This is a genomic window from Vibrio metoecus, from assembly GCF_009665255.1.
In the GTDB taxonomy this organism is placed as follows: Bacteria; Pseudomonadota; Gammaproteobacteria; order Enterobacterales; family Vibrionaceae; genus Vibrio; species Vibrio metoecus_B.
The window spans coordinates 545,735-560,852 of the sequence record NZ_CP035687.1 but is presented as its reverse complement, the minus strand read 5'-3'; the positions used below and the strand labels follow the sequence as shown (position 1 = coordinate 560,852).

Sequence of the window (15,118 nt, the reverse complement as noted above, 5' to 3'; positions counted from 1 at the left end):
AAACTAACCGGCTACTCGACGCATGATAAAAAGAGTGCTGTCTAGCTTAGTTGATGGTATAGCATGCTAATCCATGCTATGAACATGGGTTTGTCACAAAAGTTGACAAACATAGGTGGCTCGATTATCGTGCCAGCAAAAGTTAGCAACAAAATGTTACTAACATCAGAAGTGAACTGAAGGAAGGCTACCATGAACCCGCGCCTGTTTTCTCCCCACATCATTCGTAGTCTGCTTGACCTCGATGCCTACAAAATCAATATGATGCAGGCGATACATCACTTTTATCCCGATGTTTCGGTCCGTTATGAATTGATTGTGCGTAGTGATGAAGATGTCAGTACACTGCTTGATGAAATACGCCAAGAAATCACTCAGCTCGGGTCATTACGTTTTTCCGATGCAGATATTCACTACTTGACGCAACATGCGCCGCACCTCAAACCGACTTTCTTACAATCGCTGCGTTATTTCCGTTTTACACCGCAAGAGCAAGTGGAGATAGGCATTCTTAAGCAGGCGGGCAAACAACAGTTGCGAATCGGTATTCGTGGCAGTTGGCGCGATACGATTTTGTATGAAACTCTTGTGATGGCGATTGTCTCGGAAGTTCGTAGTCGTCAGCGTTGGGCTGATGTGCCAGAAACATTGCCTATCAGTGTGTTACACAACAAACTCAACCATCTAAAAGCAGAGATTGCCCGTCGTGGCATCACCAACTTTTCACTGACTGAGATGGGAACACGTCGCCGTTTTTCTAGCCAAGTACAGCGTGATGTATTGGCGTGCTTGAAGCAAGAAATTCCACAATGGATGCTGGGAACCAGTAATTATCATTTTGCCCGCGAGTTTGAACTCAAACCAATTGGTACCATTGCCCATGAGTGGTTTATGGGTCACCAAGCCCTAGTCAATGAACGTGATTCACAACAAGTGGCATTGGAGCGTTGGCTGGCTGCATTTGATGGTATGTTGGCGATTGCTCCAACAGATACCTTAACCATTGATGCTTTTTTGAATGATTTTAACCGCCATTTAGCGAATGTTTATGATGGTGTGCGACATGATTCCGGCTGCCCATTCCGATGGGGAGATAAGATGATTGCTCATTATCAGCAGTTGGGGATAGACCCTATGAAGAAACTGTTTATTTTCTCTGACGGTTTGGATTTTGAGCAAGCGCTGGATTTGTGTGAATATTTTGCCGGACGGGTGAACATTTCATTTGGGATTGGCACCTTTTTAACCAATGATTTGGCACAATGGCGTAACACAGCAGGGGTTGAGTATCGTCCCTTGTCTATCGTTATCAAATTGGCCGAGTGCCAAGGCCGCCCTGTTGCCAAAATTAGTGATCAGCCAGAGAAAGCGATGTGTGAAGATCCGATCTTTCTGGCAAACTTGAAGCGTCGTTTCAATATTGAACTGGATGTTGATGCCCTTATCCAAGAGCTTCGTCAGCAAAAACGGTCACCCCGACATTATATTTCGGCGGCATGATCTATTTCCCACTCAGCGTTTAACGAAAGGTTGTTTGCCATGCAAGAAAGAGCATTAAAGGTCGGCGTTATTGGTTATGGATATTCCGCAAAAACCTTTCACTTACCGTTTATTGAGGCATTAGATTCGCTGATGCTGGTGGCGATCAGCTCTAGCCAGCAGCAAACCGTACAACAAGCGCATCCTCAGGTCGCGTATTATGATACCGCTGAACGGCTGATCACAGAAAGTGCTGTTGAATTGGTGATTATCACCGCACCGAATGATGTGCATTTTTCTCTCGCTAAACTGGCGTTAGAACAAGGTAAACATGTGATTGTGGAAAAGCCCTTTGTTACGCGTATTGAGCAAGGCAAAACCCTCATCGAATTAGCACAACAGAAAAACCTAGTATTGAGTGTGTTTCATAATCGACGTTGGGATGGGGATTTTCTGACCATCAAGAAACTGATTGGGGACGGCCGACTAGGCGAAATAAAACTGTTTGAATCACATTTTGACCGCTATCGCCCCATTGTTCGCCAACGTTGGCGTGAACAAGCCCAAGAGGGGGGCGGCATTTTGTTCGATTTAGCCCCCCACCTACTTGATCAAGCCTTAGCGTTGTTTGGTCTTCCACAATCGTTATCGGCGGATTGCCGAATTATGAGGCCAGAGGCAAGCACGATTGATTATTTTGATCTGCAATTGTACTACCCGCAACATGTAGTGCGGCTGCATGCCAACTTGTATAGCCCTGAACCCAATGTGCGTTATCAAGTGCTTGGTAGCTTAGGTAAGTTCGTCAAATACGGCTTGGATCCACAAGAGGATCGTTTGAAAGCGGGTGTTGCTCCTTCTACTCCCGAATGGGCGCAAGAAACGCCAGAGCAGTTTGGGATGTTCTATCATGCAGAGGGAAGCGAGGTTATTCCGACTGAGCAAGGCGGGTATCAACACTACTTCCAACAAGTTGTGGCGGCGATTCGTGATGGTGAGGCGAGCCCAGTGAGTGCAGAATCCGCGCTACGCTCCATCCAACTGATTGAGTTGGCCTTAGAGAGTAGCGCGCAAGGCTTACGAATGGCTATTGCTCAAGATGGTGAATAATTTCACCCAGTAAGCGGTCAATCACACTGGTCACATCAAAGCTGGCATTCTCCATCATCGATAAGTGGTTGATGATGGAGGCAATATTGCCTGAAGCATAGGCCTTTAAAGCTTGTTGTCCTGCATCATGCACTTGTTTATGCGGCTTATCTAAACTGGCAAAGCTTGGAAGATGGCTATAGAGTTTTGCTCCTTCACCTTCAAAGTACCAACGTCCTAAGCGGCATTCATGATGTGTCGCGACATGTCCTTCCTTGTTCCCTTCATCGAGATGCTTATAGACCTGATGTTTCCAAACCGCATGATCCAATTTGACGGTATTGAGGAACATCGTCGCGGTCGACATTCCAATCACGAACTGCATGTGTTTGGAGCGCGAAAGCACTTCAGAAACGACCGATTTAATCTGACTGGCGGTGACCTCCATATCTTGAGTGATGGTCTGGTTATCAACAATCGAATTTTTGATATCGGAGGTTTGAGACACCACTTGGCCGACAAGTTCATGGATTTTTTCACTGGCTTGCTGTGCCTTAGCCGCTAAGGAACGCACTTCATCAGCCACGACTGCAAATCCGCGCCCACTTTCACCGGCACGAGCGGCTTCAATCGCAGCATTGAGCGCCAGTAAATTCGTTTGTGAGGAGATTTCTTGAATGGTGTGAACCAAATTACCGATAGAAGACGCGGTTTGATCGAGTTGGTTGGCGGCTTGCATGTTCTGTTTGGCTTGACGGTCGATTTCAAGCGTACGTTGTGAAAGCTGTTCCAGTGCGTGGTGAGTTTGATTAAAGAGTTGGCCAAACTCTTGGAGCGTTTGGTTTTCTGCCACTAAATTTTGGGTGTTTTCAGCAAGCCCATTGCGAATCACATCCAGCAATGCTCCCCCCGTCAATTGGTTGGAGGCTAAGGTACTCATCAGTAACGCATCTTGATTGATCTGGCGAATTTCCGTGTCTTTTTGTTGGATGATGGCTTGTAAGCGGGCGACTTCTTGTTCATGAGCTTGAGTGATCTGCTCAAGTTGTTGTTTCAGTGTGTCGCGCTCATGTATGAGGGCTTTATTGAATAGCAGCATAGTATCCCCTAAAACGCGGTGAGCCGAGTGGGCAAAACAACCGCAAATCTAACATAATGATTTTTATTGTTTTTAGTTGAGCCTAGCGCTGTACAGTACAAGCATAGCGTGCGAATCGTTTTGGTAGCAATTCCCCTTTAGTCGTAGCGCTTGTGAATGAGGGGTTCCCATCGGCTCAACGTGGTGGGTTATTGGTCGGGTGTGGCATCCACTAGGCGAACGGCGCGTTGCAGCTCATCATAGCCACCGCCATTGTGTACTTGTGTGTAACCTTGGTCCATTAAGTATTTTTGAGCCATCCCTGAACGATTGCCGCTGCGACAATAAACCACAATCGGTCGATCTTTCGCGATAGATTGAAACGCCGTCTCTACCTCGCTGAGTGGCCAGTTTAAAGCATTGTCGAGATGGCCTTGGGCATATTCTTCAACGGTGCGGACGTCAACTAATAACGCACCTTCTCGTATCATTTGCCATGCGAGATCCGCGCGTTCAGAAGCGTGCGCTCCTGTGCTGATCCAAGCGGTAAACAGTGTGACGATTGCTTTAAGCCAGTTTTGTTGCATGTCAGGAACTCCTTATCCCAAAATCGAGTGCCTAATTTGCTATGAGATCCGTTACAGAATCAAGTGATTTATGTTTTATTCGTGGCCATCTTGGTTGAGGCTCGCGTAGTAACATGAAAAGCCAGAGCTTCGTTGATTGGCATTGGTTTGGCATAAAAATAGCCTTGAATCCAGTATACGCCGCGCTCTGCTAAGTAATCGACTTGGTGCTGTCCTTCGACACCTTCTGCGATCACTTCGATATTGCCTTGTTTGGCAGAAGCGATGATGGAATCTAGCACACTGATTTTTACATCACTGGTATCGATAGTATCGACAAACATTTTGTCTATTTTGATACTGCTGATCTGTAGGTTTTGTAAGTAAGCGAATCCGCCGTAACCAGTACCAAAGTCATCAATTTTAAATTGGTAGCCCTTTTTCAGGAGATAAAACACTTCTTCTTGAGCTTGAGTCATGGTTTTGATCGGTACTCGCTCAGTCAATTCAAATTTGAGCCGTTCACTGTATGGCCACTGGAGTTGTTCCAGAAAATGAGAAAGATGATGTTGTTCAAGGTGCTCGGCCACCACATTAATACTAACCCAGCATGATGTAGGGAGCCGCGCTAAATCTCGATAGACTTGATGCATTAGTTGGTTCGTGATTCGAATAATCAGGCCTGAGTTTTCGGCTGCGGAAATAAACATACCGGGTGGCACCATTTGATGGCCTTTTTTCCAGCGTAACAATACTTCATAACCGACGACTTCTTGGGTTCTGGAATCGATAATAGGTTGATAATAGGGAATAAACTCTTCATCGCGTAACCCTTTTTCGATCAAGCCTTCAATCGAATTTCGGTAGTTACGCAAAATAAGGTAACCACTTGCTAACAGCAGTCCCAATAGCACAGTGAGGGGAATACCCCAAACCAGAGTTTGCTGGCGAGCAAAGTCTTCTAAAGCCTCTCCGGCAATTAATGTTTGCTCGCTATGGAATGGTGCCACTCCCGAAGTGCGATGGACGGAAATATGGCTGGGTTGATGGGCGAGAGCGGGGTTACCGCGTTGGATCGCCAACTCACTGAGTGTAGGGTCTAAGAATCTGAATTGTAAATAGAAACAATCGGTACAGGTTTGTCGCAGCTGTTCTTGCGCCCAACTCCCATCAATCACCCAAAACATTCGCCCTCTAGGCTCAATATATTGCACTAAGAGTTCTCTGGAAGCTGTTTGACTTTTCGGCGTTGCAGAAAGGTGGAATCTGGTTGGTAATGGGTTTTCGGAATCACGATTGATGTGTGTTTGGCCGATCATAGGAGGCAATTGAATGGGGTAACCAACCGTTGAGCAACCGACGCCTTGTGCACTTTCAATTCCGATCAGGCGGACGAACCGGTTGTAGAACTGAGGGTCACGGATTAAACGAATATCGTCGATATTACAACGAAAGGAAACCGACTGCGCTTGCCTTTGGATCATGTTATCTAAGGCTAGGCTTCGTTGGTCAAGATATTGATTGATCTCGGAGAATTTCTGATTCAGCAAGTATTGGGCTACATAGGGGGCCCAAAGTTGTTGGGTCAGTAAAAAAACAACCAATGGTGCACTGAAAATCGCAAGTGCAATTCTTGTGGGTATTTTTGAAATCACAGCCTTTCCTTTAGCCATGGCGATGTATCATCGTGGCGAATAAGACATGAACTATGTAACACAATGAAATGCAAAGCAATGCATTGGTGTGTCTTGTTTATGATGATAAAGGAATAACCAAAGAGTAACGGCGCCGTATTGCTACGGCGTCGTACACATTACAGCAGTTCGATCACCTCATTTAAGCTGCGACAAATAGGATGTCCTAAGGCGATAACTTCGGCACTGGGTTTCACTAAATCTGGGATTTGAAACGCCCGCATTTGTGCAGCAATGGCCGCTTTAATACCGTTGTTGGAATCTTCAAACGCTAGGCAGAGCTCAGGTTCCACCCCTAAGCGTTGCGCGGCGAGCAGGTAGATTTCTGGGTGAGGCTTACCCTGTGCCACTTCACAGCCAGTGGTGATGACATCAAAATAGGTATCTAAACCCGCGAGTTGCAATTTGACTAGCGCGACCTCTTTTTGAGTTGATGTCGCCACGGCGAGGGGGATAGAACGGGCTTTTAGCCAGTCGAGTAATGTCAAAACGCCTTCTTTATGGGGAATGGCTTCATGCATGACCACTGCGTTATATCGATGACGCCACTCGTGATGTAATCTCGGTAAATCATCACCATAGGCTTGGCTGAGAATGCCGTTGATCGTTTTGGCATTACAACCAATCACGGATAAGTACACCTCTTGATAAAAAGGCAATTCACAAGCAGTGCAGGCTTCTTGAAACACGCGCATGCACACTCGTTCGGTATCGAGCAGTAGACCATCCATATCAAAAATGGCCGCTTGAAATTCCATCATTTCCACCTACGTCAAAAAAGTGAGCAGTTATTGTCCCATACTTTATGGATGGCTGAGAACCCCTCATCGAAGAGAGCATTTTAAATCAGCAAATTAGCGGGAGAGTTACAACAATTTCCGCTAAACTATGTTGCAAAACAATGACAATTTTATGCCTAACAGGTGAGAGAATTGAAATCAGCATGGATACGGCAGTGGTTCCCCGGACTCTACCAATTTAAAGACTATGAACGGGGATGGGTAACGGATGATGTTCGCGCCGCATTTTCCGTGGTCGCGGTGGCTTTACCGGTTGCAATTGCGTATGCGCAGTTGACCGGAGTGCCGGCGATTGTTGGTCTTTACTCTTGTGTTTTGCCAATGCTGGTTTATGCCTTAATGGGTACATCACGCCAACTGATTGTCGGGCCAGATGCTGCTACCTGTGCAGTGATTGCGGCAGTGGTGACTCCGCTTGCCGCTGGAGATTCGACCAAACATTGGCAGTTGGTGATGACGATGACGGCCATGACCGGGTTATGGTGCATTCTTGCTAGTCGACTAAAACTGGGTATTTTCGCCGATTTTCTTTCTCGCCCGATCTTGCTTGGGCTTTTAAATGGCGTTGCCCTGACTATCATTGTTGGTCAGTTTGCCAAAGTCCTCGGTTTGAAATATGAGAAACGTTACTTACTTGAGCGGATTATTGAAGCTCCAGATCTTCTGTATTCATTACATTGGCAAACCTTAGGTGTGAGTATTCTGACGTTGACTACCTACCTTGTTATCAAACGCTGGCAACCTCGTTGGCCTGCGGCCATGTTTGCCATTATGGTTGCTGCTTTGTTAGTTTGGGGGCTGGATCTAGAAAGTGTTGGAATACAAGTGGTAGGGGTGATTCAAGGTGGCTTACCTGAATTTCAAGCTCCTGCTTTTGACTTAGGGATCAGCCGTGAATTGGTCATGCCAGCCCTGAACTTAGCTATGGTGAGTTTTGTGAGTATGATGCTGACCGCGCGTAGTTTCGCTGCCAAAAATGGTTACGATATTGACGCCGATAAAGAGTTTCGTGCACTTGGCGTCGCGAATGTCGCAGCAGCCTTCTCGCAAGGTTTTGCGATCAGCGGTGCGGATTCTCGTACGGCGGTGAATGATGCCAATGGAGGTAAATCACAGCTGGTCTCTGTGATTGCCGCCTTGATGATTGCGTTAGTCGCGGTTTTTGCTTATCAACCTCTCCAGTTCATTCCGGTTGCCGCGTTGGGGGTAGTGCTGGTGATCGCTTCGCTTTCTCTACTGGATTTCAAAGGGATCTGGAATCTCAGAAAACGCGATAAAGATGCCTTTTATCTGGCACTGATTACGTTCATCTCGGTGTTAGTGATAGGGGTTATTCCGGGCATTACGCTGGCGGTGCTACTGGGGTTGTTCCAATTTCTCAAAGTGATCATGCGCCCCACCGATCAAATGATGGGACTTGATGATCAAGGCACTCTGCGTACTTTAGATGGTTCAGAGAAAGCCAAACCGATTCCAGGTATGGTGATTTTCCGTTTCAACTCACCGTTAACGTACTTTAATGCCCCTTATTTCAAGCGACGCATCCTCGATCAAACAGAACGAGAAGGAACGCAAGTCGGTTGTGTGGTTATCGATGCGGTGGCCAGCTTTACTCACTTAGATCTCAGTGTGATGGCGATGCTGGCAGATTTGCACGGCATACTTAAAAAACGCGGTATTCGCTTAATCCTTGCAGGGCGAAAGCGGAGTTTACGCCACTGGTGTGAGTTAACTGGAATTAATACTGCTGAAGGTGGGGTGGTATTGCGTGCGGATATGTACTTAGCGATTAAGCTCAGTGGTTGTTACTTGAGTGCTATGGAAGAAGGCCATGTTCCTGCGGTACAAAAGGAGCCAGAGATTAGCGTACTGTTAACACCGACAGCAACGGAAGTGGCGTAACTCACTTATTGGGTTGGATGGGGCTCTGTGTGAGCCCCTTTTTCTTACCCACCATCGATATAAGACGTTGAGGCTTAAAAGTCAGGACTAGCTTGGAAAGTCATAAGTTGTTTGGTATAGGGGTGGGTAAAACACAATTGCTCAGCATGCAAATGCAAACGTTGGGCTTGCTGGCCATACAAATCATCACCCACAATTGGGCAATTTAGCCCAAGTTGGTGAGCACAATGAACCCGTAGTTGGTGAGTGCGGCCAGTATGTGGATAGAGATGTACTCGGGTTCGACCTTGCTCAATGCGGATCACTTCCCAATGTGTGAGAGCCGGTTTGCCTTGTTGTAGGCAAACTTTTTGTCTCGGTCTATCATCAAGATCGCCACACAGAGGCAATTGAATTTCACCTCGATCTTTATCTAGTGTTCCTTCCAACAGTGCGACATAGCGCTTTTGTACTGCACGAGTAATAAATTGCTTTTGCAGATGCTTATTGGCACGTCGAGTCAATGCAAAGATCAGAAGTCCAGATGTAGACATATCGAGACGATGCAGAGCAAATACGCCTTCGGCATCGCTAAATTGTGCTTGTAAGCGGCTCAACACAGAATCATGCACATGTACACCGGGGACAGAGAGAAACTCCGCAGGTTTATTGACCACAACGATGGCGTCATCCTGATACACAATGTCGATCTCTTGCCCTTCGGCTGGATTGTTCAATAATGGATTTTCTTCCAACTTCATCCCATGCAGCATGTGCGCCAAGATGGGCTGACATTTACTTTGGCAAGCGGGATAAAACTTTTTATGTTGCCGAATTTCTGACTTAGGAGAACGCCCCCACCAAAACTCGGCTAACGCAATGGGTTTGAGTTGATGCTTAAACGCATAGTGCAGCAGTTTAGGTGCTGCGCACTCACCCGAACCCGCAGGAGGCAACGGATTCTTAGTAACAGAAAATAGGTCGACAAGATTTTTTTCAACCCCACTTATGTTGAGAAATCGATAGGCTGAAAACAGCTTGGTTTGTAATGCCGCCGACCGCTGTTTGCGTTGTTGCTTCAGTTGCATAAGAACTGCGAGTTTACTTTCTAATTGAGTTTGCGTGTTAGTGATGCGCTGTTCCCAATCTTGCTTGAGCTGATGTAATTGACGTTTTTGTAATACGCTCGCTTCCGCTAAGGCGGCGAAAAGCGTTGTTCGTTCAGACTCCGACAATTCGCTTGCTTGAGCACGTTGCTGTTTACGATAGTCGCGCTGCTCGACCATCAATAAGCGATGTTGATCTATGGCCTGTGCCGCTAGGTTGCGATCTTGTGCGAGAAGATGAGTGAGGCGCGTCAGTTCTGGATCCGCTTCTCGTTCACGAACCTGTTGATTAATAGCAGCAATGTCATCGCCATCGATACGGAAAAAACGCTCATCAGCAAAACGATCAAAGACAGGAGGGACAAAACCGGGTAATTCATTCTGCTCAGCTAATTGACCAGAAAATGCTGATAAATAGCCTAATTGCCCAGAGAGATGCTGCACAACTAAAACGCCAAACATTTTGCCATGGGCTTGCGGATCCGAATCGGTTAAGCCAAAGGGGTGATGCCACTGTTTTTGGGTCAGCAGGTGCTGTTGCAGCTCATGGGCAGCGATTTCACACAATGGATGAGGTTGATAACAAAATGGATAAGTAAAACATTCTGGAAGTGTGATCTCAGCAATTGATGACTCAAAGTGAGTAAAGCAGTTTGGTAACGCAGACATAACAAGCAATAGGGTAGATTCAAGCCAATATGCATTTTACCCGCTTAGGCAATACTTGTCAGGCAATGTTTCGGTTTCATCTATTCATCTTAAAGTATTTAAATTCTGCTCTTTTTAGATTAATCATTGTGAGATTAAGTTCATAATCATTCATTAAATGATAGAAAATTGATTAAGTAATAAACAGTATGGATTTAATGGAATATATAATGAATTACAATGTAAGAATGAAGTGTAAATATAGAAAAAAGTTTATTCTTAAGAAGAGTGTGTTTGTTCAAATAGACTATTTCGATAAAGCTAATGTTTAGTAATATCTAAATTACACTATTTAATGGATTAAATTATATTTACTATTTTAATTATTATCGATGAGTTAAATAGGAACAAGCATCCCAAGAATGGTTTATTTATTTGTTTTTTGACATTTTTATGACATTAGTTGTTTTGGGCAGCTTTTTGCTCGAAATGGTGTGTGTTATGCCCTTGCGGGCAAAATATTGCCCAGGCATGGGTGGCTTATCGGTGTGTTTTCATAACAAAGAGTGGAACATTAATTGCTTGAAAGTTCATAAATTGAAATTGAGGATTAAATATGGGTAATGGAATTGTAGTCGGACATATTGGTACAGATCATGATGGTTTTCCTCCTACGCCGATCACTGCCGGTTCAGGAACGGTTCGCTACGATGGCATTCCAGCTGCTCGGGTTGGTGATCCGTTAGCGCCTCATGATAAGCCGAAACATCCTGCACATGGTCGCTCGATTGCGGTAGGGTCTGGCACCGTCATGATTGATGGTAAGCCGGCAGCAAGAGCGGGAGATGCTGTCGATTGTGGTGGCGTATTACAGGGGGCGAGTAGTGTCAATATTGGGTAAGGTGTTGATTGGTATAGTGGGATTGCTGCTTGCGTTCAGTGGTTTTAGTGAAGAAAAAAACTACGATATGCAACAGTTGTCTGCTCAGCAAGCCTTTGAGAAGGGGCGCTTACTGCGTGCACAATTTAAAAATTTAGCTGCGCGTCAGTATCTAAAGTATGCAGCAGATCTCGGAGAGCCTAATGCTGCCTACCTCTATGCTATGGAAGTCGCCAATTATCGCACCACCATTCGCACACCACCAGAAAGTCAGCACTATTTGTTACTGGCGGCGCAAGGTGGCAGTCGTCAAGCAATGCGAGTGTTATACCAAGATGGTGAGTGGCTCAGAACGGCGGAACGACGTATATGGCAGCAACGTTACCATGATGCGGTGATTGATTTAGGAGCAAAGAAACCAAGTCAAGCGGCTTATGAGCTAGCACTTTACTATCAATATAGCGATCCAACGCTTGCTCAACATTATTTAAAGATAGCGGCTGAGCTTGAGCATCCCGCAGCATTAATGCTCGCTGCTCAGCAGATTGAGCGAGGAGAGGGAAGCTACCCCATGCCTGGCAGTCGAGCAACAGAAGCGCGTAAAACCTACTTGCAGGCTGCGCAGACCGGATACATACCTGCGATACGAAATTACATTCAACTACTTGAAAATAAAGGGAAATACAGGGATGCGTATTATTGGCGCCAACAAGCGATACAACATAGTGATTTGACCGCATTAGTGGCAATGGGAAATATCCTAAGCGGTCAAAGTGACCTTTATCGATTTGTTGAGAGTGATATTAAACAAGCGAAAGCGTATTTCGGGTTGTATTTAGAAACCGCAGGTCCTGATCGTCTTTCTAATCTCTACCAAAATAGTGAAAAACAGATGACTGATATTTCTCTACAGTTATCCGAGCAGGAAAAAATGGAAGCGAGTGAAATAGAGTTGCAACTGGAAAATTATCAGCCATTTTTTAATCATGATGCGTATTGGGATTATTAATAAAACGGTAAATATAGTTTGAGTATGGTTATAGGCGTCATTTTCTGGGAAGAGATCACGCTTTGAGGTTTTTTATATTACCTTTTTTGTCTCCTTGAATAGAATGCCATCTCATAATTAATTGGCATTAAACAATAGCAAAAAATATCGAGATCGGATAACTGACACATAACAGCAAAGCGCTGTTAATGATAGTTTTGCATATTAATTCCAGTGTTAACGAATCAATCAAAATACCCTGTGAACGTATGGCTTAGGGTGGGATATTACATTTCACCACTTCACAGAGGATATTGACTCAATTTCATATATTGAAATGGGCAACCTTAGCAATGACTAGGGAGAGTTCAAGATTCTTGGTGGTTTGAACGTGAATTTAAACCGCTGTTTCATTGACAACGTTTGGCATAGGTATTGGAGACGTAATATGTCTAAAGAAGGAAGTGTAGCTCCCAAAGAGCGGATTAATATTAAATATATTCCAGCGACGGGGGATGCACAGGCTGAGGTTGAGCTTCCACTCAAAACTCTGGTGGTTGGTGATTTCAAAGGGCATGCGGAGCAAACCCCATTGGAAGAACGTGCCACGGTGACAGTCGACAAGAATAACTTTGAAGCTGTAATGCGCGAAAGCGAGTTGAAAATCACAACTACGGTGAAAAATAAGCTAAGTGATGATGAAAATGCAGATCTTCCTGTAGAACTGAATTTCAAATCTCTAGGCGATTTCGCTCCCGATGCCGTGGCAACACAAGTTCCTGAATTGAAAAAATTAATTGAGCTTCGCGAAGCTTTGGTCGCTCTTAAAGGACCTCTCGGTAATATCCCTGCGTTTCGCGATCGTTTGCAATCTTTGCTCAACTCTGATGAGTCGAGAGAGAAGCTATTGGCTGAACTGAACCTACTCAGTGGCCAAGAAGAACCCCAAGCGTAAGCAATCATCCAATTAATTACTCATTAGGAACTTAATGATGTCTACTACTGAAACAGTATTGGAAAGGCCACAGCTTGCCCAAAGCAGCCTTCTTGATGAAATTATGGCGCAAACCCGCATCGCACCAAGCGAAGAGGGTTATGACATTGCGAAAAAAGGTGTCGCTGCGTTTATCGAAAATCTGATTGGTTCACAGCACTCTGCTGAGCCTGTTAACAAATCTCTAGTCGACCAGATGTTGGTGGAGTTAGACAAAAAAATCAGTGCACAAATGGATGAAATTCTTCACCATGCCGAATTCCAAGCAATGGAATCTTCATGGCGTGGCTTGAAGCTTTTCATTGATCGCACCGATTTTCGTGAAAACAACAAAGTCGAAATCCTTCACGTTACGAAAGAAGAATTGCTGGAAGATTTCGAGTTTGCACCAGAAACTGCACAATCCGGTCTTTATAAACATGTTTATTCATCAGGTTATGGCCAATTTGGTGGTGAACCTGTCGGTGCGATTATCGGTAATTACGCCTTTACTCCTTCAACGCCTGATATGAAATTGCTACAGTACATGGGTGCTCTTGGTGCGATGGCGCATGCCCCATTTATCTCTAGTGTTGGGCCTGAATTCTTCGGTATTGATTCGTTTGAAGAACTGCCGAATGTTAAAGATTTGAAATCCACTTTTGAAAGTCCAAAATACACCAAGTGGCGTTCATTGCGTGAGTCTGAAGATGCTCGCTATCTCGGTCTAACCGCGCCTCGTTTCCTGCTGCGCGTTCCTTACGATCCTATCGAAAATCCAGTGAAGTCGTTCAACTATGCGGAAAACGTCAGTGCTTCACACGAGCACTATTTGTGGGGTAATACGGCATTTGCTTTCGCGACTCGTTTGACAGATAGCTTTGCTAAATATCGCTGGTGTCCAAACATCATCGGTCCACAAAGCGGTGGTGCGGTTGAAGATCTGCCTGTGCATGTCTTTGAATCCATGGGTGCATTGCAAAGCAAAATTCCAACCGAAGTTCTGATCACTGATCGTAAAGAGTTTGAACTGGCGGAAGAAGGTTTTATTGCTCTTACTATGCGTAAAGGCAGTGATAACGCGGCGTTCTTCTCTGCAAACTCCATTCAAAAACCTAAGATTTTCCCAAATACCAAAGAAGGTAAAGAAGCGGAAACCAACTACAAGTTGGGTACCCAGTTGCCGTACATGATGATCATCAATCGTTTAGCGCATTACGTGAAAGTTCTGCAGCGCGAGCAGATTGGTGCTTGGAAAGAGCGTCAAGATCTTGAGCGTGAACTGAACTCATGGATCAAACAATACGTTGCTGATCAAGAGAACCCACCCGCAGACGTACGTAGCCGTCGTCCACTTCGTGCTGCGCGCATTGAAGTGATGGATGTGGAAGGCAATCCAGGTTGGTATCAGGTGTCACTCTCGGTTCGTCCTCACTTTAAGTACATGGGGGCGAACTTTGAGTTGTCATTAGTTGGACGTCTTGATCAAGCCTGATTATGACGTACATCGCACCTGAAGAGAGTGCATTTGGTGTTGGCTTTTTCGAACGTTTGGAAGCCAACGCCAAACCTATGTCGCTGACCCGTGGGCCAGACGCGTGGGATGTCCTCGAATCGATCAAACGGAATGTCTCTAACATTCTGAACACTCGAATTGGCGGAGCACAAAGTGCCCCTCATCTCGGGTTGGTGGATTTTAATGATGCAACGCTGGAAACCTTAGATCTCTCCGTGCGAATTAAATTGGCGATTCAACAGTGCCTTGAGCGCTACGAGCCGCGTTTAACTCGCGTTCTGGTGAGAGCGGATCAAGATAGCTTTAACCCGCTGACGTTAAGGTTCCACATTACCGCGACCATCAATAGCGAAGCGTTACACGAAAAAGTCCAGTTCAGTCTGTTATTGGATCAAAGCAGAAAATATCGAGTGTTTTAAC

At 45.4% G+C, this 15,118-nt stretch carries 13 protein-coding genes; 8 read left to right on the top strand and 5 right to left on the bottom strand.

Translation table 11 applies throughout. The features are described from left to right. Window positions 1-192 precede the first annotated feature (192 nt). Together pncB and EPB59_RS15995 are read left to right on the top strand one after the other, a co-directional pair. Entirely contained in the window at window positions 193-1,500 is a 1,308-nt protein-coding gene (gene pncB / locus EPB59_RS16000) for a nicotinate phosphoribosyltransferase (RefSeq protein WP_154173802.1), read from the top strand. A 39-nt stretch (window positions 1,501-1,539) separates the two neighbouring features. Then, window positions 1,540-2,589, top strand: coding sequence for an oxidoreductase (locus EPB59_RS15995; protein ID WP_154173800.1), 1,050 nt, complete (start codon window positions 1,540-1,542; stop codon window positions 2,587-2,589). Here the strand turns inward: EPB59_RS15995 and EPB59_RS15990 are convergent. The 4 genes from EPB59_RS15990 to EPB59_RS15975 form a co-directional block, all read right to left on the bottom strand. After that, window positions 2,567-3,667, bottom strand: coding sequence for a methyl-accepting chemotaxis protein (locus EPB59_RS15990; protein WP_055050135.1), 1,101 nt, complete (start codon window positions 3,665-3,667; stop codon window positions 2,567-2,569). The genes EPB59_RS15995 and EPB59_RS15990 overlap by 23 nt on opposite strands. A 188-nt stretch (window positions 3,668-3,855) precedes the next feature. After that, window positions 3,856-4,233: a rhodanese-like domain-containing protein gene (locus EPB59_RS15985; RefSeq protein ID WP_154173798.1), complete on the bottom strand. Its 378-nt coding sequence runs from the start codon at window positions 4,231-4,233 to the stop codon at window positions 3,856-3,858. A gap of 68 nt (window positions 4,234-4,301) precedes the next feature. Beyond that, window positions 4,302-5,885, bottom strand: a complete 1,584-nt coding sequence (locus EPB59_RS15980; RefSeq protein WP_154173796.1) for an EAL domain-containing protein — start codon at window positions 5,883-5,885, stop codon at window positions 4,302-4,304. Window positions 5,886-6,025: 140 nt separating this feature from the next. Continuing rightward, window positions 6,026-6,664, bottom strand: a complete 639-nt coding sequence (locus EPB59_RS15975) for an HAD family hydrolase (RefSeq protein WP_195707189.1) — start codon at window positions 6,662-6,664, stop codon at window positions 6,026-6,028. A gap of 174 nt (window positions 6,665-6,838) precedes the next feature. Here EPB59_RS15975 and EPB59_RS15970 point away from each other — a divergent pair, with 174 nt between their 5' ends. Continuing rightward, the gene (locus EPB59_RS15970) at window positions 6,839-8,608 is read left to right on the top strand and encodes a SulP family inorganic anion transporter (RefSeq protein ID WP_431355116.1); all 1,770 of its coding nucleotides are present in this window, start codon (window positions 6,839-6,841) and stop codon (window positions 8,606-8,608) included. 74 nt (window positions 8,609-8,682) lie between these two features. On the opposite strand, the gene EPB59_RS15965 is transcribed toward EPB59_RS15970, so the two are convergent. Further along, window positions 8,683-10,362, bottom strand: coding sequence for an RluA family pseudouridine synthase (locus tag EPB59_RS15965; protein ID WP_154173790.1), 1,680 nt, complete (start codon window positions 10,360-10,362; stop codon window positions 8,683-8,685). Window positions 10,363-10,957: 595 nt separating this feature from the next. Here EPB59_RS15965 and EPB59_RS15960 point away from each other — a divergent pair. From EPB59_RS15960 to tssE, 5 genes are all read left to right on the top strand, one after another. Continuing rightward, the gene (locus EPB59_RS15960) at window positions 10,958-11,242 is read left to right on the top strand and encodes a type VI secretion system PAAR protein (protein ID WP_055050129.1); all 285 of its coding nucleotides are present in this window, start codon (window positions 10,958-10,960) and stop codon (window positions 11,240-11,242) included. A gap of 67 nt (window positions 11,243-11,309) precedes the next feature. Further along, window positions 11,310-12,230, top strand: coding sequence for a sel1 repeat family protein (locus EPB59_RS15955; RefSeq protein WP_055050447.1), 921 nt, complete (start codon window positions 11,310-11,312; stop codon window positions 12,228-12,230). Window positions 12,231-12,657: 427 nt separating this feature from the next. Further along, on the top strand, window positions 12,658-13,164 hold the full coding sequence (gene tssB / locus EPB59_RS15950) for a type VI secretion system contractile sheath small subunit (RefSeq protein WP_000031393.1): 507 nt from the start codon (window positions 12,658-12,660) through the stop codon (window positions 13,162-13,164). 37 nt (window positions 13,165-13,201) lie between these two features. Beyond that, window positions 13,202-14,677: a type VI secretion system contractile sheath large subunit gene (gene tssC, locus EPB59_RS15945; RefSeq protein ID WP_055050128.1), complete on the top strand. Its 1,476-nt coding sequence runs from the start codon at window positions 13,202-13,204 to the stop codon at window positions 14,675-14,677. Between the two features lie 2 nt (window positions 14,678-14,679). Then, window positions 14,680-15,117 (top strand): type VI secretion system baseplate subunit TssE, encoded by a 438-nt coding sequence (gene tssE, locus EPB59_RS15940; RefSeq protein ID WP_000221000.1) that lies wholly within the window; start codon window positions 14,680-14,682, stop codon window positions 15,115-15,117. Window position 15,118: the final 1 nt, after the last annotated feature.